A 23,614-nucleotide genomic window follows, 5' to 3' on the forward strand; every position below is an offset into this window, starting at 1 on the left:
GTGGTGGGGGGTGTTTTCAGCTTTTTAAAAGGGGTTCCGGGGTGCGGGGTTTGTACAAATGTTATCCGCCACGCTCGCTATTTCCAGAGCACGGATTCGCAGTTGTTCGCCACGTAGTCCGCGGCCAGTGAGCCGTCACCCGCCTTGGCCTTCGCAGCCGTCTCGCGGGCATAGCGCTGCCCGTCCGGGTCCTCCGGCGAGAACTTCGGCAGCACCTCGTCCATCACCTTCAGCGCGGCCGTCGCGGCGTTCTGATCGCCGCGCTTGCGAGCGTCCTCCCAGCCGAGGTACCAGGCGCACGAGTTGGTGATCTCCAGGACGATCCGCTCGCTGCCGGCGGGTGCCTTGTCGGTTCCCGGCCCGGATTTCTCCGCGAGCACGGTGAGGTCCGGCTTGCGCCCGTCCGGCCAGGTGAACGCGGAGGAGTTGTCCCGCATGGCTTTCGTGTACTGCTGCTGGTCGACGAACGACGCCGGTGCCGGGGCCGGTTGCCGGGCAGCGCAACCGGCCAGCAGCGCCACCGCGGCGAGCGCTGCGATCAGTTGCCGCTCCACCACAGCGTTCCTCCGACGGTGCCCGACGTGTACGGGCTGTTCGACGCGAGGCAGAACTTGGTGCCCGCCTTGAAGTTCGTGCCCACGTGCTTGCGGGTCTCCTCCATCCGCACGAACGCGCCGCGCGTGTTGCGGTCGCCGCACTTGTACCAGGCGAGCTGCATGACGCCGCCCAGCGCGACCTGGGCGTCGATGTTCGACCCCGCGACGGTGATCGTGCGCGCGGTGGTGAACCACGTGGTCTGGTTGTGCTTGAACGGTACCGAGATCGTGGTCGACGCCGCCTGGGCCGGCGTCGCGGACAGCATCGCGAAGCCCACGGCGAGCAGGCCGGCAAGAGCACGTTTCATCGAAGATCCCCTCAGGAGTCAGACGTTCCAGTCGACGACGCCGCACCAGTCCTGGCCCGCCCTGCCCACCACGTCGAGGCAGAACGTGGTGCCGGCGCGGAAACCGGTGCCGAGCAACCGGCGCGAGCGGTCCCCCGCCGGGAACAGCACGGGACTGCCGGCCACCCTGCGGTCGCCGTCGCGGTACCAGCGGATCTCCAGGTCGACGGGACTGGACGTGACCCGCAGGTAGACGTCCGAGCCGTCGACGGTGATCGTCCGGGTGGTCAGCAGATCGGCCGATGCGGTGCGCATGGCGCGGAACGTATCGACGGAAGCGGAACCAGGTCGTCTCACGAAGAGTGGATCTCCCGTCAACTTTCGCGGTACGCTCTGAGTTGGGGGATCTACCGCGGTGACGTCACATGAGTGAGGGGCATTGTGACGCGCGTGCTCGTTGTCGACGACCAGCCGTTGTTCAGAGCCGGCCTGGTCGCGTTGCTGAACGCTTCACCTGATCTGACCGTCGTCGGCGAGGCCGCGGACGGCGACACCGCCGTGCGCCTGGCCGTGTCGGCCGAGCCCGACGTGATCCTGCTGGACATCCGCCTGCCGGGACTCACGGCGCTCAAACGCGTCGCGACGTCCGCGCGGGTGCTGGTGCTGACGACCTTCGACCTGGACGAGTACGTCCACGAGGCGTTGCGCCTGGGTGCCGCCGGGTTCGTGCTGAAGGAGTCCGAACCGGCCAGGCTGATCGCCGCGATCACCGCTGTCGCGTCCGGGGAGATGCAGTTCAGCCCCAACGTCATGCGCAGGCTCGTAGCGGCGTACCTGAGGGGCGACACGGCGGTCTCGCCGTGGAGCTCGGTCGGGCTGGACGAGCTGACGGACCGCGAACGCGAGGTGCTGCGGCTGGTCGGCACGGGTCTGACGAACACGGCCATCGCGACCAGGCTGACCGTCACGGAGGGCACGGTGAAGACGCACCTCAACCGCGTGATGACGAAGCTGCGGCTGACCAGCCGGGCTCAGGCCGTCGTGATGGCCTACGAGTCCGGGCTGGTCATACCGCAGACCGTCGCTAAGACCGCTTGAACAGCTTGTTGCCGAGCCAGACGATCGGGTCGTACTTGCGGTCGGCCACGCGCTCCTTCATCGGGATGAGCGCGTTGTCGGTGATGTGGATGTGCTCGGGGCACACCTCGCTGCAGCACTTGGTGATGTTGCAGAGCCCGAGGCCGTGCTGCTCCTGCGCCTGGTCGACGCGGTCCGCCGTGTCGAGCGGGTGCATCTCGAGTTCCGCGACCCGCATGAGGAACCTGGGGCCCGAGAACGCCTCCTTGTTCTCCTCGTGGTCACGCACCACGTGGCAGGTGTTCTGGCACAGGAAGCACTCGATGCACTTGCGGAACTCCTGCGAGCGCTCGACGTCGACCTGCTGCATCCGGTACTCGCCCGGCGCCAGGTCCTTCGGCGGCGCGAACGACGGGACCTCGCGCGCCTTGGTGTAGTTGAAGGACACGTCGGTCACGAGGTCGCGGATGATCGGGAACGCCCGCATCGGGGTGACCGTGATCGTCTCCCCCTCCTCGAAGGTCGACATCCGGGTCATGCACAGCAGGCGCGGGCGGCCGTTGATCTCCGCGGAGCACGAGCCGCACTTGCCCGCCTTGCAGTTCCACCGCACGGCGAGGTCCGGCGCCTGCGTGGCCTGCAGCCGGTGGATGATGTCGAGCACGACCTCACCCTCGTTGACCTCGATGGTGAAGTCCTCCAGCGCACCGCCGGAGTCGTCACCGCGCCACACCCGGAACTTCCCCTGGTAGCTCATGACAACTCCTCGGCGGTGAGGTACTTCTCCAGCTCGCTGCGGTCGAACAGGTCCAGCAGGTCGTTGCGGATCGGGATCTGCGGTTTCTCCTCGACGGAGACCGTCTCCCCGGAGACGTTGCACACCAGCAGCTTCCGTCGCCACTCGGCGTCCATCGCCGGGTGGTCGTCGCGGGTGTGACCGCCGCGCGACTCCGTGCGCAGCAGCGCCGCTTTCGCCACGCATTCCGACACCAGCAACATGTTGCGCAGGTCGAGTGCGAGGTGCCAGCCGGGGTTGAACTGCTGGTGCCCCTCGACCGTCAGCGACTGGGCGCGCTCCTTGAGCTTCTCCAGGCGCTGCAACGCTTCTTCCATCTCACCCGCGCGCCGGATGATGCCGACGAGGTCGTTCATCGACTGCTGCAGCTCCATGTGCAGCGTGTACGGGTTCTCGCCGCCTTCGCGCTGGAACGGGTTGAGCGCGGTCGCCCGTGCCTCGGTGATGGTCTCCTCCGGGCACACCGGCCGTTCGCCCATCGCCCGCACGTACTCCGAGGCGCCCGCGCCCGCACGCCGGCCGAACACCAGCAGGTCCGACAACGAGTTGCCGCCCAGCCGATTCGAGCCGTGCATGCCGCCGGAGACCTCGCCCGCGGCGTAAAGCCCTGGCACCGAAGAGGATCCGGTGTCCGGGTCGACCTCGACACCACCCATCACGTAGTGACAGGTCGGGCCGACCTCCATCGGCTGCGCGGTGATGTCCACGTCGGCCAGTTCCTTGAACTGGTGGTGCATCGACGGCAGCCGGCGGCGGATCTCCTCGGCGGGCAACCGGGTCGACACGTCGAGGAAGACGCCGCCGTGTGGTGATCCGCGCCCGGCCTTGACCTCGGAGTTGATCGCGCGGGCGACCTCGTCACGCGGCAGCAGTTCCGGTGGGCGCCGATTGTTCGCCTGGTCGGTGTACCAGCGGTCGGCTTCTTCTTCGTTGTCGGCGTACTTGTCCTTGAACACCTCGGGGATGTAGTCGAACATGAACCGCTTGCCGTCGGAGTTGCGCAGCACGCCACCGTCACCGCGCACGGACTCGGTGACGAGGATGCCCTTGACGGACGGCGGCCAGACCATCCCCGTGGGGTGGAACTGGATGAACTCCATGTTGATCAGCGAGGCGCCCGCGCGCAGGGCCAGCGCGTGACCGTCGCCGGTGTACTCCCACGAGTTCGAGGTGACCTTGAACGACTTGCCGATGCCACCGGTCGCGAGGATCACCGCGGGTGCCTCGAACAGCACGAACCGGCCGGACTCGCGCCAGTAGCCGAACACGCCGGAGATTCTGCCACCGTTCTCTTCTTGGCTGCCGTCCTTGACGATGTCCGTGACGGTGAACTCCTGGAACACCCGCAGGCGTTCCTCGTAGTCGCCGAACTCCTTGTGGTCCTCCTGTTGCAGTGACACGATCTTCTGCTGCAACGTGCGGATCAGTTCGAGTCCGGTGCGGTCACCGACGTGCGCGAGACGCGGGTACTCGTGGCCACCGAAGTTGCGCTGCGAGATCCGGCCGTCCTTGGTGCGGTCGAACAACGCGCCGTATGTCTCGAGTTCCCAGACCCGTTGCGGCGCTTCCTGGGCGTGCAGCTCGGCCATCCGCCAGTTGTTGAGGAACTTGCCGCCGCGCATGGTGTCGCGGAAGTGCACCTGCCAGTTGTCGCTCTCGTTGGCGTTGCCCATCGCGGCGGCGATACCGCCCTCGGCCATCACCGTGTGGGCCTTGCCGAACAACGACTTGCAGAGAACGGCGGTGCGCATGCCGTGCTCACGGGCCTCGATCGCGGCACGCAATCCGGCACCACCGGCGCCGATCACGAGAACGTCGAACGAGTGCCTTTCCAGCTCGGGCAAAACCACTCCTTAGTTGATGAAGCGGAGGTCGGAGATCGTTCCCGAGGCGACCAGCGCGACGTACAGGTCCGTGAGGCAGACGAAGATCAGCGAGGCCCACGCGAGTTGCATGTGCTTGTTGTTGAGCTTCGAGATCTGCGTCCACATCCAGTAGCGGACCGGGTGTTTGGAGAAGTGCTTGAGCCGCCCGCCCGCGATGTGGCGGCACGAGTGGCACGACAGCGTGTACGCGCCCAGCAGGGCGACGTTGGCCAGCAGGATGATGTTGCCCAGGCCGACGCCGGTGCCGAACGCGAGGACCGCGTCGTAGATGTTGATCAGCAGCAGGAGCGAGGCCGCGTAGAAGAAGTAGCGGTGCAGGTTCTGCGCGATCAGCGGGAACTTCGTCTCACCGGTGTACTTGCTGTGCGGCTCGGCCACGGCGCACGCTGGCGGTGACGCCCAGGCGGCCCGGTAGTAGGCCTTGCGGTAGTAGTAGCAGGTGATCCGGAAGCCCAGCAGGAACGGGATGATGATCACCGGCGGCGTCAGGAAGCCGGGCAGCGCCGGGAACCACTGACCGAAGTGCGCGGCCGCGGGGACGCACTCCTCGGTCAGGCACGGCGAGTACATCGGTGTGAGGTAGTGGTACTGGTCGACCCAGTAGAAGTCCCCCTGGAACGTGCGGAACGCCGCGTAGATCGAGATGAGCAGCAGGCCGACGAATGTCGTCAGCGGCGGCAACCACCATCGGTCCGTGCGCAGAGTCCTGGCGGCGATCTCTGCCCTCGCCATTGCTCACCTTTCTGGGGGTCCACGTCGTTGTGGAGGAACGACTACGGCCCCCGCGTCAGGCGGGGGCCGTGTGATCAGCTCGGCTCAGGTCCGGTTGCGGTAGCCACCGAGTCCTTCGTCGTCTGCGTCCTTCCAGAGCGACTCGTCGTAAGGCGTGTCTGGCACGACCACGACCTCGCGTTCCACTTGAGGCGCTTCGCGCTGCCTCGGGGTGCTGAGGTCGACGAGTTCGGTGGCGTCGATGTCCATGCGTTCCACGTCGTTGGCAAGCCGCTGCACGGCCGCCACGTCGCCATACCTGCCGCGCAGCGCGCTCACGGCATGCCGCATCTGACCGATGACCCGGCGCAGTTCGACGATCTCCGTAGAAGTCATGGGACACCTCCGTTCCAAGGTCGTGCCCCGCACTCTGCCCAATCTCAAGCCATGTGACAAGCACCACACGCCAAGATTCAAAACTGAAACCCTCCCAGCTACTGAATCGTTTTTGTGTCTACGACCAGCCATGACTTACTGTGTGTGGCGTCACGCCCGTCCGTGGGACGCCACCGTTGTCGTCTCGTAAGGGCCCCACCACGGCCCGTGATGACCCGGAGACCCCCATGACCGAACTGCATCCTGTTCTGACAGAGGTGACACGCCGAATCGCCGCCAGAAGCGCGGACACCCGGCGCGTCTACCTCGAACGAGTGGCCGCAGCCGCACAGGACGGCACGTCCCGGTCCGGCTTCGCCTGCAGCAACCTGGCGCACGGCTTCGCCGGCATCACCGGCGGCGACAAGTCCGCGCTGCGGGCACTGCGCAAGTCCAACGTCGCGATCGTGTCCTCCTACAACGACATGCTGTCGGCCCACCAGCCGTTCCAGGAGTACCCGGCCTGGATCAAGGACTCGGTCCGCGCCGTCGGTGGCGTGTCCCAGTTCGCCGGCGGCGTGCCCGCGATGTGCGACGGCATCACCCAGGGCCGTGACGGCATGGAGCTGTCGCTGTTCAGCCGCGACGTCATCGCCATGTCCACCGGTGTGGCCCTGTCGCACGAGATGTTCGACGCCGCCGTGCTCCTGGGCGTCTGCGACAAGATCGTGCCGGGCCTGCTGATCGGCGCGCTGTCGTTCGGCCACCTGCCGTCGATCCTGGTGCCCGCGGGCCCGATGGCGTCCGGCCTGTCCAACAAGGAGAAGGCCCGCGTCCGGCAGCTCTACGCGGAGGGCAAGGCGTCGCGCGAGGACCTGCTGGAGGCCGAGGCCGCCTCGTACCACTCCCCCGGCACCTGCACGTTCTACGGCACCGCGAACTCGAACCAGATGGTCGTCGAGGTCATGGGCCTGCACCTGCCGGGCGCCTCGTTCGTGCCGCCGGGCACGGGCCTGCGCCGCGCCCTGACCGAGCACGCCGGCCGTCGCGCCGTCGAGATGGCCAAGGGCGAGGGCTACACGCCGATCGCGCACATCGTCGACGAGAAGGCCGTGGTCAACGGCGTTGTGGCGCTGCTGGCCACCGGTGGCTCCACGAACCACACGATGCACCTGGTCGCCATCGCCGCCGCCGCGGGCATCGAGCTGAGCTGGGACGACCTCAACGACCTGTCGGCCGTGGTGCCGTTGATCGCGCGGGTCTACCCGAACGGCAGCGCCGACATCAACCACTTCCAGGCCGCGGGCGGCGTCCAGTTCGTCGTCGGCACGCTGCTCGACGCCGGCCTGCTGCACGGCGACGTCAACACCGTCGTCGGACACGGCCTCGACCGCTACCGCCAGGAGCCGATGCTGCTCGACGGCGAACTGGTCTGGGTCGACGGCCCCGGCCGCTCACTGGACCTCGAGGTCCTGCGCCCGGCGTCCGACCCGTTCGCGTCCGACGGCGGCCTGCGCATGCTCTCCGGCAACCTCGGCCGCTCCGTCATCAAGGTCTCCGCGGTCGCGTCGGAGAACCACGTCGTCGAGGCGCCCGCCCGCGTGTTCACCACGCAGGAGGCCTTCCAGGCGGCGTTCAAGGCGGGCGAGCTCGACCGCGACGTGGTCGTCGTCGTCCGCCAGCAAGGCCCGCAGGCCAACGGCATGCCCGAACTGCACAAGCTGACGCCGCCGCTGGGCGTCCTGATGGACCGCGGCTACAAGGTGGCCCTGGTGACCGACGGCCGCATGTCCGGCGCCTCGGGCAAGATCCCGGCCGCCATCCAGCTGACCCCGGAGGCCGCTGTCGGCGGCCCGCTCGGCCGGGTCCGCGACGGCGACGTCGTGCGGCTGGACGCCACCGCCGGAACGCTGGAGGTCCGCGTGTCCGCCGAGGAGCTGTCCTCGCGGCCTCTCGTGGACTTCCCGCCGACCGGCCGGGAATGGGTCGGCACCGGACGCGAGCTGTTCGCCGCCCTGCGCCGTACCGTCGGACCTGCCGACCGCGGCGCGACGGTGTTCGGCCCCATCACCGCCGACCACTTCGCTCCGGTCACGCACCACTAGCCCGGCCAGCACCACCAATATGTTGCCGCCCTACATACCGCTGACCTGCCCCTTAGCAATGAGACTGTGGACTTCGTCCGCAAAAGACTCGTTGCAAAGGGGCGGCGACGCCCGACCGGCCCACCCGCAGACCCACCTCGCCGCCCCCGCTAGCCAGCCTTTGCAATGAGTCTTTTGCGGACGTCCGCAAACGTTTTTTGCATCCGGGTGGGCGTGGGCGGGGTGTGGCAGCATGCGATATATCGGTTTTCGATCAAGGAGTGACTCGTGACCAGCGGTGACAACTTTCGGGCGACCACCGGAGCCGACCTGCTCGCGCTCTCGCCCGTCATCCCCGTCGTCGTGGTCGACGACGCCGACCACGCGGTGCCGCTCGCCCAGGCATTGCTGCGCGGCGGCGTCCGCGTCATCGAGCTCACGCTGCGCACGCCGGCCGCGCTCGCCGCGATCGAGAACGTCGCACGCGAGGTGCCGGAGATCGTGATCGGCGCGGGCACCGTCACGGCGCCGGAGCACGCCGAGCAGGCCGCGAAGGCCGGGGCGGCGTTCCTCGTCACGCCCGGCACCACCGACCGCGTGCTCGACGCCGCCGACGCGACCGGGCTGCCGTACCTGCCGGGTGCCGCGACGGTGTCCGAGGTGATGCGGCTGGCCGAGCGCGGGCTCAGCGCGCTGAAGTTCTTCCCGGCCGAGGCGGCCGGCGGGGTCGACTACCTGAAGTCCATCGGCGGCCCGATCCCGCACGTGAAGTTCTGCCCGACCGGTGGCATCACGCCGCAGACCGCGCCGAACTACCTCGCGCTGCCCAACGTCGGTTGCGTCGGCGGCTCGTGGCTCGCCCCGAAGGACGCCCTCGTCAACGGCGACTGGGACCGCATCGAGTCCCTCGCGCGCGAGGCCAGCCGGCTCGGGTAACCCAGGTCACGAACCGGAAATTCGGCTCACATCACGAGACCGGCGTCCCACCTCGTTGGATTCTTCACCCAACAGGCGGTGACGCCGGTCTCGTATTAACGGAAGGTTGAGAAACCATGAACCGAACCAGAGCCTATTGAGATTTCTTCCGGAATAACGCTCAGTGCCGCGGTGTCACACTTGCTCGTTGCAATGACGCACGAGAGGAGCAGGTGTGACTGTCCAGGAAGCCGACGTCGCGGGGTTGGTCGGAGAACAGCTGACCATGTCGGCGTTCAACCAGCTGTCCGGCAGTCTGGGTGGTTATTCCTTCGTCAAGGTGGTCGTCGACCGGCAGAACGAGACGATCCACTTCCTGAACAACGCGCGCCACGAGTTCCACGCGCTCTACATCGGCCAGGAGATCCTCGGCATCGGCGGCGAGGAGATGCGCGCGCGGATCGACGAGTTCAACCAGAGCTTCTATCACGCCCCTGACCGGCGGTTCTTCCTCGGCATCCTGTCGCTGCACAAGCGCGAGGACAAGCGCATGTTCTCGCTGGAGACCGTCGAGGTCGACACCATGTCGGCCGACATGATCGAGTTCTTCTACGCCGAGGTGCGCAGGAACGTCGACCCCGCGACCCCGTTGTTCTTCAAGCCCGCCAACCACCTCCAGGAACAAGCGGTAGCGGAACTTCCGGTGGAAAGGCTTCCACGGATCCTGGCGCACGAATTGTTTTCGACGGCAGAGTTCGTCGCGTTGAATCCCGGCACGACGAAAGGCCGGTTGCGCGCATTCCGCAGCGAGCAGGAGTACCGCGAAAACTCGCTGGAGTGGTTCGACATCGTCGTCATGCATCGCGTTCCCGACGACATTCCGCGGTTGGCCGGCATCATCAACGCCAGCCACACCACTCCCCTCTCGCACACGAACGTCCTCGCCACCGGCTGGTCCATCCCGAACGCCATCCAGCTCGGCGCGTTCGACCTGATCGACCGGGAGAACCTCGATGGCCAGTGGGTCGAGTACGAGGTGTCGCCGCGCAGCGCCGAGGTCGGGCTGCGGCTGATCGACGAACCGCAGGACCTCGGCCAGCGCCCCGCCTGGTACGCGCAGCGCGTCACGCTGGAGGAGCCCGAGCACACCTACAACGCGATCCTCAACCTCGGCAAGATCCGCTACAACGACAGCCACCGCTACGGCACCAAGGCCGCGAACCTCGGCGAGCTGCACCACGTGCTCGCGACCGAGACGCCACGCCGCCTGCTCGGCTTCTTCTCGGTGCCGCGCCCGCCGCGCGACAACCTCATGCCGTATCTGGGAAAGCTGCTCGGCCACGAGGGTGACGACCTGTTGGCCGCCGCTCAGCAACTGCTCGCGGAACGGGTCCGGGTGCCGCGCGGCATCGCGTTGCCGTTCTCGATGCACCAGGGCTTCCTGGAGTCGTCACCGAAGATCCAGCAGGCCATCGGCAAGCTGAAGATGGCCCTGGAGCTCAACGCCCGCGAGATCGAACCGTTGTGCGTCGAGCTGCAGCGACTCATCCGCAAGACCCGCGTGCCGGACTACCTGCTGTCAGAACTGGACTCCGCGCTCGTCGAGAACCTCGCGGGCGTGCGGACCTTCGTGGTGCGCAGCTCGTCGAACGCCGAGGACCTGGCCGGATTCTCCGCCGCGGGCATCTACGAGTCGTACAACCACGTCACCAGCGCCGAGAAGATCGTGGAGTCGGTCAAGGAGGTGTGGGCCTCGCTCGTCTCCGCGCGCAGCGTGCGGTTGCGGCAGCAGGCCGGCATCTCGCTCGACGACTGCTTCATGGGCGTCGTGATCCAGGAGCAGGTCAAGGCGGACTTCGGTGGCGTCATGGTCACCACGAACCCCATGAACCGCAACGACTTCCGCAACGTCTACATCAACGTCTCGCCGAACGTCACCGACGTCGTCGAAGGCTCGAAGCAGCCGATGCAGTACCTCTACTCCACTGTGGAGGGTGGCGGCCGCACGGTTTCCCTCGGTGACGCCAAGGAGGACCTGGGCGTCAACGGGCACGCACAGCTGCAGCGGCTCGCGATCGTCGGCCGGTTGCTCCAGTCGCACTTCTCGCCGGACTACACGTTCGACTCGCCGGTCGACATCGAGTGGCTCGCCACCGACGAGATCCTGTACGTCCTGCAGCTGCGGCCGTATTCGATCTGATGCTGGGTCTTCGCGTACCGGCGACTCCGGATGTGGCGCGGGCCGTCCGCCTGACGTACGGCTTCCAGTTCTTCTTCGGGCTGCTGCTGTGGATCCCGATCTTTTATGAGTACCAGAAGCAGCTTGGGCTCTCCGACGCCGAGATCTTCGGCATCCAGTCGATCTACTACATCGCGTTCTGCCTCATGGAGATCCCGACCGGCATGGTCGCGGACCGCTTCGACTACCGCACGTCGTTGTGGCTCGGCGCGAGCGTGCTGGTCTTCGCGAACCTGGTGCCGGTGTTCGCCGGCAACTACACCGGGTTCCTGATCCACTTCCTGCTGATCGCGCTGGCCAGGTCGCTGATCTCGGGCGCGCAGAGCGCTTACCTGTACGAGTATCTCAACGCGCACAACGCCGGGCACCTCTACCTCAAGGTCGAGGGCGTCGGGCGGTCGTACAGCCTGGTCGGCAAGATCGTGTACTGGCCGGTCATCGGTCTGCTGATGCAGTGGAACATGCCGTCGCCGTACTGGCTCACCGCGATCAACGCCGCGATCGCGGTGGTCCTCGCGCTGAAGCTGCCGCCGATTCCGGGCTGGAAACGACCTGAGGGCAAGACGTCGAAGCTGCTCGCGGGTGTCGGCGGCGCGTTCAGTTCACTCAGAACCTCGCGCTGGCTGCTGTTGTTGATGGTCCAGGGCGTCGCGATGTTCACGCTGGTGCGGATCCTGCAGGTGAACCTGTTCCAGCCGGTGCTCGAGTCGAAGAACGTCTCGGTCAACTGGTACGGCTCGGTGCTCGCCGCGATGACGATCTTCGAGGCCGTCGCCGCGGCACGCCCGCACTGGTTGTCGAAGAAGATCGGGCCGGCGAAGTCGGTGTTCCTGCTGACCGTCGTGATGGCGTTGGCGATCGGCTTCATCGTGCCGTCCGGTGGCATCCTGACGATCGTGTTGCTGTGCCTGTTCTCGGTGACGGCGGGAATGAGCTTCCCCATCCAGAAGAAGCTGCTCAACGACGCGATCCCGGACTCCCGTTACCGCGCAACGCTTCTGTCGATGGAGTCCATCATGGACCGTGCCGTGTGCGCGGTCGTCGCCGTCGCGCTCGGCGCCTACCTCGCAGGCGGGCAGCTCACCGAGTTCCTGGTGCTGTCGTCCGTCGTCACGGTGATCCTGATGGCGTTGCTGGCGGGCCTGCTGATCGTCGTCAGGACCACAAGGCGGCGACGAGCTCAGCCCGTCCCGTGATTCCGAGCTTGCGGTAGGCGCTCGACAGGTGCAGCTCCACCGTGCGGCGGGTCAGGTGCAGGGTCTCGGCGATCTGCCGGTTCGTCAGACCCTGCGCCGCCATCCGCGCGACCCTGTTCTCCTGCTTGGTCAGGCCCTGCACCTGGTCGTCCCCGTCGCGGACCTCGTCGCCCGCGAGCTTGGCCAGCGGGTGCGCGCCGAGGCGGCGGGCCAGTTCGAACGCCTGACGCAGGTGCGGGGCAGCCGCCTCCATGCGGCCCTTGCGGCGCAGGTGATGGCCGAGCCAGTACGTCGACTGGGCGTGCAGCAGGCGGTGCGGTGACGAGGCGAGAACCTGTTCCGCTTCAACGAGGACGTCGACGTCGTCGGTGCTGATGCCCACGCTCATCAACGCGGTTCCCACGACACGGGGAGAACCCCACCTCTTGGCCAGGTCGAGTTCCTCGTGCGCGAGCCGGGCCGCGTCGTCTCGGTTGCCCAACGCCAGATACGCGCGCACCGCGTGATGCCGCCACGCGACCAGCGCGGGGTTGGGCATCTCGCGTGCGGCGAGCCGACGGCCTGCTTCCAGCAGGTCCTCGAGCGCGCCCTCCGCGTGACACGACGCGAGCTTGAGCCGGCCGCGGGCGTAGACGAGGTTGATGTGCTGCAACAGATCGCCGTCTTCGGCGACCAGCGGGGCGGCCTCGTCGAACTGCCCCATCTCGACACACACCTCGGCCAGTTTCGCGGTGGCCAGCAGGACCGCGGGACAGTCGAGGTTGCCGGTCGAGACCGGTGGCGTCAGGAACGTGTAGGCGCGCGCGAGGTCACCGCTGTTGTGGAAGGCGGTGGCGCGGGCGATCATGCTGAGCATGCCGCGGCGCAGGTGCGGATCGTGCGAGACCGGCGCGGTGCTGTGCGAGAGCCAGAACTTGTTGGTGTGCTCGGGATCGTCGCCGAGCACCGGCACCAGGAACGTGAACAGGTAGGGCTCGCCGAAGACGTCGACCCACTCGCCGTCGAGCGCCTCCAGCGTGTGCCGGACGGCTTCGGCGGACGAGTCACCGCTGCGGGCGTTGCCGACCGCGAGCAACGCCGACCGCGCACGCTTGAGGTTCGGGTCCTTCGGAACTTCGCCGACGAGGTCGTCGAAGTACTTGCCCGCGCAGTTCGCCATCCGCGCGTCGCGGTTGGCGGAGAGCAGGTAGGTGGTGCAGACGAGGTTCCAGACCAGGTCGCGGTCCTCCGGCAGCAGCCGGGCGATGACCATGATCGCCAGCGAGACCGCGAAGTGGGCGTCCGAGCCCGTGCACATGCGCTGGATCAACGACAGCGCGACGTTCGCGGCGAGGTGCGGGTCCTCGCACTGGACCAGCGCGTCGCGGACGCGGTCACGGCCGAGCGCGTTGTCCTTCAGGTGTTCCGCGTGGCCGAGCTCGACCTCGATCGACAGCCTGTCCTCGTCGGACAGGTGCTCGTCGAGCGCCCGTTCCAGGTGCTCGACGCCGCCGACCTCCCGCAACAGGTCGACGGACCACGGCAAGCGGACCGATCTGGCCTTCAGCACGTGCTCGGCGACGCGTTCGTCGGGGGCGTCCGACTCGAACAGCAGCCAGGCGGCGCGGGCGTGCGCGGCGGACCGGACCGCGACCGGCATGTCGGCGAGGATGCTGTTGCGCACGAACGGGTGCCGGAACGTCAGCGGGTCGGTGTCGGCGAGCACGCCGAGACGGACGAGCGTGTCGACGGCGGGCAGCGCGTCGAACCCGGTGAGCGCGGACAGGAGTTCGAGGCCGGCGTCACCGTCCAGCACGGCGGCGGAGCGGGCGACTTCGGCGGCGCCGGTGTACTCGCGCAGCCGCATGCCGATCATCTCGCCGACCGCGGCCGACCCCTCGCCTTCCTCCCGCAGCAATGCTTGTAGCAGGTAGGGATTGCCGCCGGTGAGCTCGTGGCAGCGCTTCGCGTCCCGGCCGGGGAGGTTCTCGGTGAGGTGTTCGACGGCTGTGACGTCGAGTCCGTCGAGGTCGATGCGGTGCGGATGACCACCGGCGATCTCGGGCAGCGTCACCTCGTCCGTGGACAGGTAGCCCTGCGAGGCGCCCAACGCGATGACGACCGGCATGTGCTGCAGCCGTGGACGCAGGTAGGCGAGCGCGCGCTTGGAGAAGGTGTCGGCGACGTGGACGTCGTCGATGACCATCAGGATCGGCGCCTTGCGGGCGGAGTTCGCGGCCCGCGCGTAGAGCTCTTCGAGGTCGTGTTCGTTCGCGAGGCACGGCGCGAGCTGGCGGACCACCGCGCCTGGCAGGTGGCTCTCCAGTCGTGCGCTCTTGGCCAGCCGGACCGTGAAGCCGCGCTCACGGGCCTCGGCGGTGAAGGCCTCGAGCAGCGCGGACTTGCCGATGCCGAACCCACCGGTGACGACCACGCAGGAGCCCGTTCCGAGCACAGCGTCGTCGAGCAGACGTCCGAGAGCCGCGAGTTCCGCGTCCCGGCCGAGCAGTGGAGATGTCACCTCTGTCTACCCCTTGACTTCGGTACCGAGAGGACCGCAGGTCGAAGGTTTCGGTGTTCCTTCGGTGAGGACCGTAGAGACCTGCGCTTCGTCGTCGGGCAAACTTACCCACAGGTAACGGTTAACGGAACTGTGAGCTGTGCGGGAGCGAGCGATGATCTGGGCCAGGCTGGTGCGCGGATGGCTCCGCGTCGCCTGCGCGCTCGCCGACACGCTAACTGGCACGCTCACTGACAGAGTCACCGGGTCAGAGCTGCCAGAACAGCGTGAACGGCTCGTCGCGGGCGGACTCCGCACGCGTGAGGTCGCTGATCACGACCGGGTCGTCGAGGTCGGAGGACCACGACTCGGCGACCGACAGCACCGCGGCCACGGCCACCACGACGCCCGCCGCCACCACCAGGATGCTGCGGGTGATTCGACAGGGCGGATGCCCCGCGGGCCGGCTGACCACCTGACGCAGCACCGGCGCGAACATGCCGAAGTCGGCCGCGTCGCGCTGGCAGCTTTCGCACCCGGCTAGGTGCCGGGAGAAGATCACGTGCTGTGCGGGGTCGAGGACTCCGAGCACATACGCCGCGACATCACCGCACGGCCCTTCCGGGCTCGTGCGGTTTTCGTCGTCTGCTGCGCCTGCGTCTACTGAGTCTGCGTCCTCGTGATGTGGTTGACGAGTCACCATCACGCTAGCTCCTGTCCTGCAGCGCCCGGCGGATCGTGTGCATCGCCTTGTACAGCCGGGACTTGACGGTTCCTTCCGGGACTCCCAGAACGATCGCGGCCTCCTTCACTGTTCGCCCCAAGACATACGTTTCGTAGATAGCCGAACGGTGTTCATCACTCAATTGGCGTACTACATCAGTAATGACCATCACCGAAAGTGTCTGTTCGGTGTCGTCCGGAGATTCAGCGATGTCCGGGCGAAGCAATTCCACTTCTTGCGGGCGCGCCTGACGGCTGCGCCATCCGTCGATCACAATGCGACGAGCCACAGTACAAAGCCACCCGCGCAACATCCCCGGTTCACGAACGAGATGTTCGGAGTTCTGCCAAGCCCTGATCAACGTCTCCTGAACGACATCTTCCGTCCACTGACGGTCGTAGTTGGTCAGGCACAGGACCTGCGAGAACAACATCCGCTGGAACTGCCCGTAGAGCAGCGTGAGCAATTCCTCGTCCTGATGGGCTTGTGCGACCTTGCCCTGATCAGCCATGAAGCTTGCGACCTCCCCAGATATCGGCGACGTGTTCGCTTCGGGCGGCAGACCTAGCGACTCGGTGGCCGAGCGTGGAATCCATTGGATACTACATCGTGAACGCGAAAACCCCTCGGGTACGTAAATCAACTCCAAATGGTTCGCCTTAGCTACTGTGATCCACGTCACATAAGCATATGCGCACGTCCGGTGAACTACCGGCCGACCTGCACGTATCACCTTCGAAGGCAGCTCGATCGCGGGGAGGAACGGGCACTATGCGTTACCGGTTGGGCACGCTGGGACAGCACGCAGCGCTGTTTACCGCCCTATCTGTCGTATTTCTCGGGGCCCTTGTGGGAGCGGTCCCGGCAAACGCGCAGTCCACTGAAGTGCAGCCGTCGGACCGCTCTTTCATGGTATCTCTGCGCCAAGCAAACTCTTGGTTGGTACCTGTGAGCAAAGACGCTCCGACGCGAACGACGAATGCGGGGATCAGTAACGCAGGACGTGACATCTTCGAAGGGCACGCACGGCTCGACGTCGATCTTCTGAAATTCGCCACCGATCTCGGCGTGGTACTGCCGAACGACGTGAGCAGTGAACACCAGTCACTCATCAACGAGATGGCGGAACGCACCGGAGACAACCACGACCGCGCCTACGCGACGATCGTCCGGCAGGCACAGGGCGGCCTTCTGGTAATGGCCACGCAAACGCGGGCCACGACCCAGAACACCACAATCCGCACGCTCGCCCACCAGACCCTGCAAATGCTCATCCGCACGATGACGGTCCTCGAGAACACGGGTCTGGTGGACCCGTCCGCGCTCGAATTGGTGACGGCCAAGGCACAGGTGAACGCGGTTCGCGTGATCGGCCAGAGCGTCGAACCGTCGGACCGCGAATTGCTCGTTCTGCTCACCCAGCACACGCTTTGGCAGAAACCGGCCAGCAGGGAGAGCTCCGACCGGGCACGTGACGCGAAGGTCCGCAAGGTCGCGGGTCAGCTCGCCGCCGAGCACAGCCAGCTCACCGCCGCGGTCGCCGACGCCGCCAAGCAGATCGGGGTGGACCTCCCGACCGAACCGACGACCGAGCAGAAGTCGTGGGCGACCGCCATCTCGGCCAGCTCGGGTGACGAACTCGACCGCATGTACGCGAACCTGTCCCGAGCGGCCGACGGCTCGCTCATCGTCCAGGTCGCTCAGGCCCGCGCGACGACCAAGAACGTCCCCGCCCGCGTCGCCGCGCAGACCGGCCTGACCTTCCTGCTCAAGCACATGCTGCTGCTGGAAGGCACCGGACTGGTCAAGTCGAACTCGCTGCAGATGACCGACCCGGCCATCGCCCAGACGAAGGCCAACACCAGCCCGCCACCCCAGCCCGACGACTCGTCCACGAGCATCGGCTTCCTCACTGGCATCGCCGTCCTGGTCGTCGCCGGCGCCGGCACCCTGTGGCTGGTCCGTGCCGTCGGCCACCACGGCGAACACCGCCGCTAGTCACGCCCCGCAGGTCACCACAGAATCCGCTCGCCGATATATCGGGTGTCGCCCTCGCCAACCGATATATCACCGCCGCCTCCGGCCTTGGCAATGAGTCTTTTGACGACGAAGTCCAAAGAGTCATTGCTAAGGCCGAGGTCAGCGGGTTGCCGGGTTGACATAATCAACGTCGAAGGCGAAACGTGCCGAGCACCTCGACGCTGGAGCCACCGCCGTTGGCGGTGTCGCGGACGACGGCGACGTGGTCGGCGTCGGGTGGAGCGGGCACCACGACGGTGAGGACGCGTGGGGTGTCCGAGCTGACATGTGGATCTTGGGGGAACGTTTCGACGGTGCTGCCGAGGCCCGTCCACACCGGCACGCGGCTCACGGTCTGACCGTCGCGGTCGCGGACCTCGACGTAGTCGCCGGAGCGCTGAGCGCCGAAGATGCCGACGGTGACGTTCACCGGGTGCTGCTCCAGCAGCCGGACACCGTCCGCGGTGAACTCGAAGATCATGCGGACGGACCTCGCCGGCCGGACGTCGGTCATGGCGCGCTCCTTCAAGGGGTGGGCAGGGCCCTTGTAGGAGGCATCGGCGGCGGGGCTAAGTACGTGTCGAGGTTTGTGCTGTGTCCACCCGTTCGACGGCATGCGCCTCGGTGACGTCGACCGTCTCCCACTTGTCGACGAGCCGGTCGATCACCGCGGCCGGGACCGGTTCCGGACGCGTGCGGTTGCGGGCGTGGATCACCTTCCTCGGCGCTTCGAGCCCGACCAGGGTGACGCGAGCGCGGTAGTCCGCGGCGAGTCCGATGCAGCGTTCACGCAGCTGCCGGGAGATGTTGGTCGCGTTCCAGACGAACCGCTCCCCGGCACGAAGCAACGTCCGCGCCTCCTCGAACGCCGCGGCCGCCACCGCTCGTTGGTCACCGTCAGGGGCGATGCCGAGCCGGGAACGCACGGAGTCGAGGCTCACCACCGGCCAGCCCGGCCGATGAGTGGCGATCCAGTGGTCCTTGCCGACGCCCGGCAGGCCGGACAGCACCGTCACCTCGACGCGGGTGTCGTCGTAGGCGGCGTAGTCCGGATCGCGGCCGGGCGTGCGGAAGTACTGGAACCGCGCGTGGTCGGACGGGAAGGCGCGCGGCCGGTCCAGGCAGTCGCGGTCACGGCAGTACTCCTCGAACAGCGCGATGTTCTCCAGCACCGACTCGGCGTCGCCGCAGATCCGGCCGAGGATGTCGGCACGGGCGAGCGTCGCCAGGTCGTCGTTGCGCGCGAGCAGGCTCACCCGGAACGCGATGCGGTCGAGATCGGGTCGCTCCAACGCCCAGAACGGCACCTGGTGGTGCCGCACCAGCGCGGCGACGTGCTCGCGCCAGGCGATGGGCCGTCCCATCTCCCACAACACCTTGCGCGCCATCAGATCACCGGCGCGGGAGTGGCCGTGCGCGGTGATCCGGCCATCGTCGATCTGCGTGCGGAACGGCTTCGCCACGTCGTGCAGCAGGACCGTGGTGAACAACCGCACGCGGTCTGGTTCCGTCCGGGCGCGCCACTCCGGCAGCGACACCAGTGCCTCGCACGCCATCCGGGTGTGCGTGGCGACGTCGCCTTCCGCGTGGTGGATCGGATCCTGTGGCACGCCTTCCATCGCGCGCACCCAGGCGAACGCCGAACGCACGGCGTCCCAGTCGAGAGTCCACTGTGGACCAGTCGGGCAGAGTGACTCAAACACGTGACACCACCCGGTTCGGCAGGATCGGGCGGTCCTGCCAGTGGCTGCCCGAGTCCAGCACGGCCGTGTTGAACGTCGGCCGCACCCACTTGTACCGCTCGACCGTGCGCCCGTCCTCCTCCACCTTGATGTAGAGGCCTTCCATGTGGTCGTCCGAATCCGTTTCCGCGACAACGACATCCGGGTCCTGGCCCGCCGTCCGCGCCGCCTCGACCAGCACGTCACGCCAGCCGGGCGTGCGGCACGTCGACGGCCCGATCAGCGCGGTCAGGTCCTTCACCGTGCGCAACCGTCCCTCGTGCAGCACCGGCACGGACACCACCGGCGTTCCAGCGAGCAGCCGGCGACGTTCCGGTGTGGACAGGAAGTCACCGGTCTCCCGGTCGAGCAGATCGAACTCGCAGAAGTGGTGCGGCAGCGCGTCGTAGAACACGGTGTGCTTGGCGTACAACCATTCCCCGTACAGAACAAAGCGCGTGCCGAGCCGCTCCCACAGCACGCCCTGGTGCGTCGCGGCCCACGCCTTCATGGGCGCGAACTGCCGCTCACGGGGTCCGCCGGCCAGGAAATGGCCGCGTGACTGCAACTTCAGCGTCCCGGCGGAGTCGAAGCTGATGCCCGTGTTGGCGCCGTCGAGCTTCTCCTCGACGACGAGGTGCCGTCCCGCGATCGCGCGGAACGGCACCTGGTCGAGGTCCTCGTCGCCTGGTTGCAGGCGCGAGCCCTCGAGGTGGGGCGTCCGCGGATACTTGCGCAACATGCCCCGATTTGTAACCCGTCCGAGCGCCCGCTGGCGAACGGTTTACGCCTGACCGACGAACGCGGCCTTGTCGGAGTTGAAGCTCGGCTCGAACACGAGCTGCATCTCACCGGGCTGCGCGCCGACGGAGTACGCGACGTCGTAGGTGTAGGTCTTGCCGGGCAACACCGTCGCCGTGTCGTACGCGCTGCCGCACTCACCGCCGGTGTCGAAGATCCGTTCGGCCTTCTGCCCGTTGAACTGCGCGTCGTTGCCCAGCGACAGCAGCGCGGTCTCGAACGCGGCACTCGTCCCGTTGGTGATGGTGACCTGGAACTTCACCGCGCGGGCGATGTTCGGCGGGGACGAGTACTGGCCGGGCGCGCACGCGACGGGCGCGGCGACGTCGACCGAGAGGCCGTTCTCCCACGTGTACCGCTTGCCCCAGGTCGGAGGCTCGACGAGCGCGTCCTGCTTCGGGGTCTCGCCGCCGACGCCGACCTGTCCCTGGTTCGTGCCGCCGTCCAGGATCTTGTCGAGCTCTTTGACCGCGGACTGTTGTGCCACCACGGTGAAAACGATCGCCGCGACGCAAAGGCCGACGCCGATGATCGCCAGGATCTTGCGCGTGCCGAACAACGCGATGATGCCGAGCACGAGCCCGACGAACGCGGCGATCGCGGTGAGGTTGTTGAGGATGATGATCGGCGAGCCGACGACACCGACGATCCCGAGGATCAACGCGGTCCAGGCGAGCGCACCGAACCTCGCGGGCTTCTGCGGTGCGACCGGTGGCGGTGCGTAGACGGGCTGCGTCGGGTAGGTCATCACGGCTCCTGGCGGTTGCGATGTGTGACCACGACGTCGATTGGTCTGCTTCACCCGTTAGCCCTCGGCCGCAGCGTCACTCGATCGAGTTACGAGCGGCCGGTCAGCCGACTTCCTTTGGTAGCAGGATGACTACGATCCGCACATGGCACGACTTCTCGTCGCACCCGTGCTCGTGGCGATCGCCGCGCTCGGCATGACGACGGCACCCGCACAGGCCGTGGTCGACTTCACCGGCACCGTGGCGCTCAAGGGGTGCTCGGGCTCGCTGGTCCGCGTGCCCGGCTCGGCTGCCGAGGACAAGGCGCTTGTGCTCACGAACGGGCACTGCGTCGAACTCATGAAGGCGGGCCAGGTGCTCGTCGACCGGCCGGAGAAGCGCGAGGTCAGGCTGCTCAACGGCTCCGGCGCGGAGATCGTGAAGCTCAGCACGGCCAAGCTCCTCTACGCGACGATGACCGGTACCGACGCCGCGTTCTTGCAGCTCGGCACGACGTACGGGCAGCTCCAGCGGGAGCACGGGATCCGCGCGCTGGAGCTGTCGGCCTCGCATCCCGTTGCCAAGACGGACATCAGGGTCGTCTCCGGCTACTGGAAGAAGATCTACTCCTGCCAGGTCGACGGTTTCGTGCACCAGCTCAGGGAAGCCGACTGGACCTGGCGCGACTCACTGCGCTACACGTCGTCGTGCGACACCATCGGCGGTACCTCGGGCTCGCCGATCATCGACAACACGAGCGGCAAAGTCGTAGGCGTCAACAACACCGGCAACGAGAGCGGCGGCCGCTGCACGATGAACAACCCGTGCGAGGTCGACGCCGCGGGCAAGGTCACGGTCCACAAGGGCATCAGCTACGGCCAGCAGACGTTCGGCTTCGTCTCCTGCTTCGGTTCCGGCACGACGCTCGACCTGTCGCTGCCCGGCTGCAAGGTCGCCAAGCCGTAGGTTCTCCGGACACGGCGAAAGCCGGGGCGCCCCTGCCGCGCCCCGGCTTTCTGCTTCTACTGACGCGTTCTGCTAACGCGCCGCGCGCACGATCAGGTCGGCCACGGTTGCCGGCTGGGACACGGCCACCGAGTGCGAGGCGTCGCGGACCTCGACGACGGCACGGGCGTGGGCGCGCTCGGCCATCCACTTCTGCGCCGCCACCGGGATGTTCTTGTCCTTGCCCGCCACCACGAAGTACGACGGGATGGAGTGCCACGCGGGCTCGCCGGCCTTCTCGGTCAGCGCGGTGTCGTTGATCGGCCGCTGTGTCGCCGCCGCCAATGTCGCGTCCTTGCGGGACACGTCGGCCGCGAACTGCTGCCAGTACTTGTCCTGCTGGATCGTCAGGTCCTTGCTGCCGTCACCGATGTCGATGGCCGACAGCGTGTCGCCCAGCGTGCTGCCGGGGAACTTGTTCGACAGTTCCAGCGCGCTCTCGCCCTTCTCCGGTGCGAACGCCGCGACGTAGACCAGCGCCTTCACGTTCGGGTTCCCGAGCGCGGCCTGCGACCCGACCATGCCGCCGTAGGAGTGCCCGGCGAGGACGATCGGCCCTTCGATCGAGGCGAGCACCTTGCGCAGGTAGTTCGCGTCACCGGTGACCGACCTCAGCGGGTTCGCCACCGCGACGACCGGGAATCCCTTGCGCTGCAGGCGTTCCACGACACCGTTCCAGCTGGCTCCATCGGCGAACGCGCCGTGCACCAGCACGATGGTCGGCTTCTTGGCGCCGGACTTCTCGGTGTCGTCCGCGGCACCGGCACTCGACGGAACGACAGCAGCCAGGGCCAGCAGGGTTCCAAGAACGGCGAACACCTTACGAACTCGCATCGGTCTCTCACTCTCTCGTCGGCACCTTGGCGGTGGTGCATCGTGCTCGATTAGGTCGTGCACGATGTAAGTTACCCGACGAGTTACCTCGTGCGCGATGTGTTTCAGCTCACGAGCGCTCGGCGCCGTGCTTCACCCGGTTCAGCGCCTTGCGGAGAACGGTGATCTCCTCGAGTGTCATGCCGAGCGCCTTGCCGAGCTGGTTGAACATCTCGGCGCCGATCCACTGCAGGTCACGACCCTTGTCCGTGAGCTGGACGAGCACCGAGCGCTCGTCGTCGGGATGCGTGACGCGGACCAGCAGGCCGCTCTTCTCCAGCCGTTTGATCAACGGCGACAGCGTGCTGTACTCGAGGTCGAGTTCCTGGACGAGCTCCCGGATCGGCCTCGAATCCCGCTCCCACAGCAGGAGCATCACCAGGAACTGCGGGTAGGTGATGCCCGCCTTGTCCAGGATCGGGCGGTAGAAGCCGGTGACCGCTCGCGACGTCGTGTAGAGGTCGAAGCAGAGCAGGTCCGAGACCGTGGGGGTCACGGCGGACGGCGCGTCGGGAGTGGTGCTCACAACTTTCAGGCTACTCGGAGCGAACCTGTCAGGCGGCGAGGTCGGGCAAGCGAGCCTGCCCGCCCTACGACCAGGGTTCGTCGAACGCCGAAGCCTCAGCGCCGGCCGACCGCAGCTCGTCGCGCACCACGCGGTACGCGAGCCCCTCCGCGTAACCCTTGCGTGCCAACGCCCCCACGAGTCGGCGGATCTTCGCCGTCTCGTCCACACCGGACATCGTGCGCAGCCGTTTGCGGACCAGCTCGCGCGCCTTCTCCTCTTCGGCCTCGCCGTCGACCGCGGCGACCGCTTCGGCCACCACCTCGTCGGCGACGCCCTTGCGGCGCAGCTCCATGGCCAGGGCGCGGCGGCCCAGGCCGTTGTAGTTGTGCCGCGAGCGCACCCACATCTCGGCGAACTCCGCGTCGTCGATCAGGCCGGCGCGGTCGAACTTGCCGAGGACCACCTCGGCGGCGCCGGGGCTGATTCCCTTGCGCAGCAAAGCGTCGTGCAGCTCTTGCCGGGAACGGGCGCGAGCGGTGAGCAGCGCGTAGCAGATGTCCCGTGCTTTGCGCTGCTCCTCAGCCTCGTCCAACC

Annotated in this window: 24 protein-coding genes; 7 read left to right on the forward strand and 17 right to left on the reverse strand. The window is 67.2% G+C overall.

Going from position 1 to position 23,614, the window contains the following annotated elements:
* Window positions 1-77: 77 nt before the first annotated feature.
* Genes ACWGE0_RS20550 through ACWGE0_RS20560 form a run of 3 tightly spaced genes read right to left on the reverse strand, consistent with a single transcriptional unit; the run spans window position 78 to window position 1,198 of the window.
* Window positions 78-554: a hypothetical protein gene (locus tag ACWGE0_RS20550; protein ID WP_452262490.1), complete on the reverse strand. Its 477-nt coding sequence runs from the start codon at window positions 552-554 to the stop codon at window positions 78-80.
* The gene (locus ACWGE0_RS20555; RefSeq protein WP_452262491.1) at window positions 539-904 is read right to left on the reverse strand and encodes a hypothetical protein; all 366 of its coding nucleotides are present in this window, start codon (window positions 902-904) and stop codon (window positions 539-541) included. Before ACWGE0_RS20555 ends, ACWGE0_RS20550 begins: the two co-directional genes overlap by 16 nt.
* Before the next feature lie 18 nt (window positions 905-922).
* Complete coding sequence (locus tag ACWGE0_RS20560; RefSeq protein ID WP_452262492.1) at window positions 923-1,198, reverse strand: hypothetical protein; 276 nt, start codon at window positions 1,196-1,198, stop codon at window positions 923-925.
* A 135-nt stretch (window positions 1,199-1,333) separates the two neighbouring features.
* On the opposite strand from ACWGE0_RS20560, the gene ACWGE0_RS20565 reads away from it, so the two are divergent.
* On the forward strand, window positions 1,334-1,981 hold the full coding sequence (locus ACWGE0_RS20565; protein WP_452262493.1) for a response regulator: 648 nt from the start codon (window positions 1,334-1,336) through the stop codon (window positions 1,979-1,981).
* On the opposite strand, the gene ACWGE0_RS20570 is transcribed toward ACWGE0_RS20565, so the two are convergent.
* The 4 genes from ACWGE0_RS20570 to ACWGE0_RS20585 all read right to left on the reverse strand — a co-directional run bounded on the left by ACWGE0_RS20570 (window position 1,968) and on the right by ACWGE0_RS20585 (window position 5,749).
* Window positions 1,968-2,717: a succinate dehydrogenase/fumarate reductase iron-sulfur subunit gene (locus ACWGE0_RS20570; protein ID WP_452262494.1), complete on the reverse strand. Its 750-nt coding sequence runs from the start codon at window positions 2,715-2,717 to the stop codon at window positions 1,968-1,970. The genes ACWGE0_RS20565 and ACWGE0_RS20570 overlap by 14 nt on opposite strands.
* Window positions 2,714-4,600, reverse strand: a complete 1,887-nt coding sequence (locus ACWGE0_RS20575; RefSeq protein WP_452262495.1) for a fumarate reductase/succinate dehydrogenase flavoprotein subunit — start codon at window positions 4,598-4,600, stop codon at window positions 2,714-2,716. Before ACWGE0_RS20575 ends, ACWGE0_RS20570 begins: the two co-directional genes overlap by 4 nt.
* A gap of 9 nt (window positions 4,601-4,609) precedes the next feature.
* Window positions 4,610-5,374 carry a hypothetical protein gene (locus ACWGE0_RS20580; RefSeq protein WP_319964583.1) on the reverse strand — a complete coding sequence of 255 codons (765 nt, stop codon included), beginning with the start codon at window positions 5,372-5,374 and terminating at the stop codon, window positions 4,610-4,612.
* Between the two features lie 84 nt (window positions 5,375-5,458).
* On the reverse strand, window positions 5,459-5,749 hold the full coding sequence (locus ACWGE0_RS20585; RefSeq protein WP_086666490.1) for a hypothetical protein: 291 nt from the start codon (window positions 5,747-5,749) through the stop codon (window positions 5,459-5,461).
* Window positions 5,750-5,976: 227 nt separating this feature from the next.
* Between ACWGE0_RS20585 and edd the strand changes: the two genes are divergently transcribed.
* From edd to ACWGE0_RS20605, 4 genes are all read left to right on the forward strand, one after another.
* Entirely contained in the window at window positions 5,977-7,833 is a 1,857-nt protein-coding gene (gene edd / locus ACWGE0_RS20590) for a phosphogluconate dehydratase (protein WP_452262496.1), read from the forward strand.
* Window positions 7,834-8,100: 267 nt separating this feature from the next.
* Window positions 8,101-8,748: a bifunctional 4-hydroxy-2-oxoglutarate aldolase/2-dehydro-3-deoxy-phosphogluconate aldolase gene (eda, locus tag ACWGE0_RS20595; RefSeq protein ID WP_452262497.1), complete on the forward strand. Its 648-nt coding sequence runs from the start codon at window positions 8,101-8,103 to the stop codon at window positions 8,746-8,748.
* Window positions 8,749-8,962: 214 nt separating this feature from the next.
* Complete coding sequence (locus tag ACWGE0_RS20600) at window positions 8,963-10,927, forward strand: PEP/pyruvate-binding domain-containing protein (RefSeq protein ID WP_452262498.1); 1,965 nt, start codon at window positions 8,963-8,965, stop codon at window positions 10,925-10,927.
* Window positions 10,927-12,162 carry an MFS transporter gene (locus tag ACWGE0_RS20605; RefSeq protein WP_452262499.1) on the forward strand — a complete coding sequence of 412 codons (1,236 nt, stop codon included), beginning with the start codon at window positions 10,927-10,929 and terminating at the stop codon, window positions 12,160-12,162. Before ACWGE0_RS20600 ends, ACWGE0_RS20605 begins: the two co-directional genes overlap by 1 nt.
* On the opposite strand, the gene ACWGE0_RS20610 is transcribed toward ACWGE0_RS20605, so the two are convergent.
* From ACWGE0_RS20610 to ACWGE0_RS20620, 3 genes are all read right to left on the reverse strand, one after another.
* Window positions 12,122-14,662, reverse strand: coding sequence for a LuxR C-terminal-related transcriptional regulator (locus ACWGE0_RS20610; RefSeq protein WP_452262500.1), 2,541 nt, complete (start codon window positions 14,660-14,662; stop codon window positions 12,122-12,124). The two genes, ACWGE0_RS20605 and ACWGE0_RS20610, sit on opposite strands and share 41 nt — an antisense overlap.
* 247 nt (window positions 14,663-14,909) lie before the next feature.
* The gene (locus ACWGE0_RS20615; protein ID WP_452262501.1) at window positions 14,910-15,233 is read right to left on the reverse strand and encodes a hypothetical protein; all 324 of its coding nucleotides are present in this window, start codon (window positions 15,231-15,233) and stop codon (window positions 14,910-14,912) included.
* Between the two features lie 115 nt (window positions 15,234-15,348).
* Window positions 15,349-15,876, reverse strand: a complete 528-nt coding sequence (locus ACWGE0_RS20620; protein ID WP_319964577.1) for a sigma-70 family RNA polymerase sigma factor — start codon at window positions 15,874-15,876, stop codon at window positions 15,349-15,351.
* Window positions 15,877-16,136: 260 nt separating this feature from the next.
* On the opposite strand from ACWGE0_RS20620, the gene ACWGE0_RS20625 reads away from it, so the two are divergent.
* Window positions 16,137-17,363 (forward strand): DUF4142 domain-containing protein, encoded by a 1,227-nt coding sequence (locus tag ACWGE0_RS20625; protein WP_452262502.1) that lies wholly within the window; start codon window positions 16,137-16,139, stop codon window positions 17,361-17,363.
* A 166-nt stretch (window positions 17,364-17,529) separates the two neighbouring features.
* Here the strand turns inward: ACWGE0_RS20625 and ACWGE0_RS20630 are convergent, their stop codons facing one another.
* The 4 genes from ACWGE0_RS20630 to ACWGE0_RS20645 are packed head-to-tail and all read right to left on the reverse strand — an operon-like array spanning window position 17,530 to window position 20,654.
* On the reverse strand, window positions 17,530-17,898 hold the full coding sequence (locus ACWGE0_RS20630; protein ID WP_452262503.1) for a hypothetical protein: 369 nt from the start codon (window positions 17,896-17,898) through the stop codon (window positions 17,530-17,532).
* Between the two features lie 55 nt (window positions 17,899-17,953).
* Window positions 17,954-19,087 carry an AAA family ATPase gene (locus ACWGE0_RS20635; protein WP_452262504.1) on the reverse strand — a complete coding sequence of 378 codons (1,134 nt, stop codon included), beginning with the start codon at window positions 19,085-19,087 and terminating at the stop codon, window positions 17,954-17,956.
* Entirely contained in the window at window positions 19,080-19,847 is a 768-nt protein-coding gene (locus ACWGE0_RS20640) for an RNA ligase family protein (RefSeq protein WP_452262505.1), read from the reverse strand. The genes ACWGE0_RS20635 and ACWGE0_RS20640 overlap by 8 nt, the downstream gene beginning before the upstream one ends.
* A gap of 42 nt (window positions 19,848-19,889) precedes the next feature.
* A complete protein-coding gene (locus ACWGE0_RS20645) occupies window positions 19,890-20,654 on the reverse strand; it encodes a hypothetical protein (protein WP_452262506.1) in 765 nt (254 codons plus the stop codon).
* Between the two features lie 145 nt (window positions 20,655-20,799).
* Here ACWGE0_RS20645 and ACWGE0_RS20650 point away from each other — a divergent pair, with 145 nt between their 5' ends.
* Entirely contained in the window at window positions 20,800-21,600 is an 801-nt protein-coding gene (locus ACWGE0_RS20650) for a S1 family peptidase (protein WP_452262507.1), read from the forward strand.
* A gap of 72 nt (window positions 21,601-21,672) precedes the next feature.
* Here the strand turns inward: ACWGE0_RS20650 and ACWGE0_RS20655 are convergent, their stop codons facing one another.
* The 3 genes from ACWGE0_RS20655 to ACWGE0_RS20665 form a co-directional block, all read right to left on the reverse strand.
* Window positions 21,673-22,473 carry an alpha/beta fold hydrolase gene (locus ACWGE0_RS20655; RefSeq protein ID WP_452262508.1) on the reverse strand — a complete coding sequence of 267 codons (801 nt, stop codon included), beginning with the start codon at window positions 22,471-22,473 and terminating at the stop codon, window positions 21,673-21,675.
* A 109-nt stretch (window positions 22,474-22,582) separates the two neighbouring features.
* Complete coding sequence (locus ACWGE0_RS20660) at window positions 22,583-23,038, reverse strand: MarR family winged helix-turn-helix transcriptional regulator (RefSeq protein WP_452262509.1); 456 nt, start codon at window positions 23,036-23,038, stop codon at window positions 22,583-22,585.
* Between the two features lie 64 nt (window positions 23,039-23,102).
* Entirely contained in the window at window positions 23,103-23,612 is a 510-nt protein-coding gene (locus ACWGE0_RS20665; RefSeq protein WP_452262510.1) for a regulatory protein RecX, read from the reverse strand.
* Window positions 23,613-23,614 lie beyond the last annotated feature (2 nt).

It is taken from the genome of Lentzea sp. NPDC054927 (assembly GCF_053610285.1).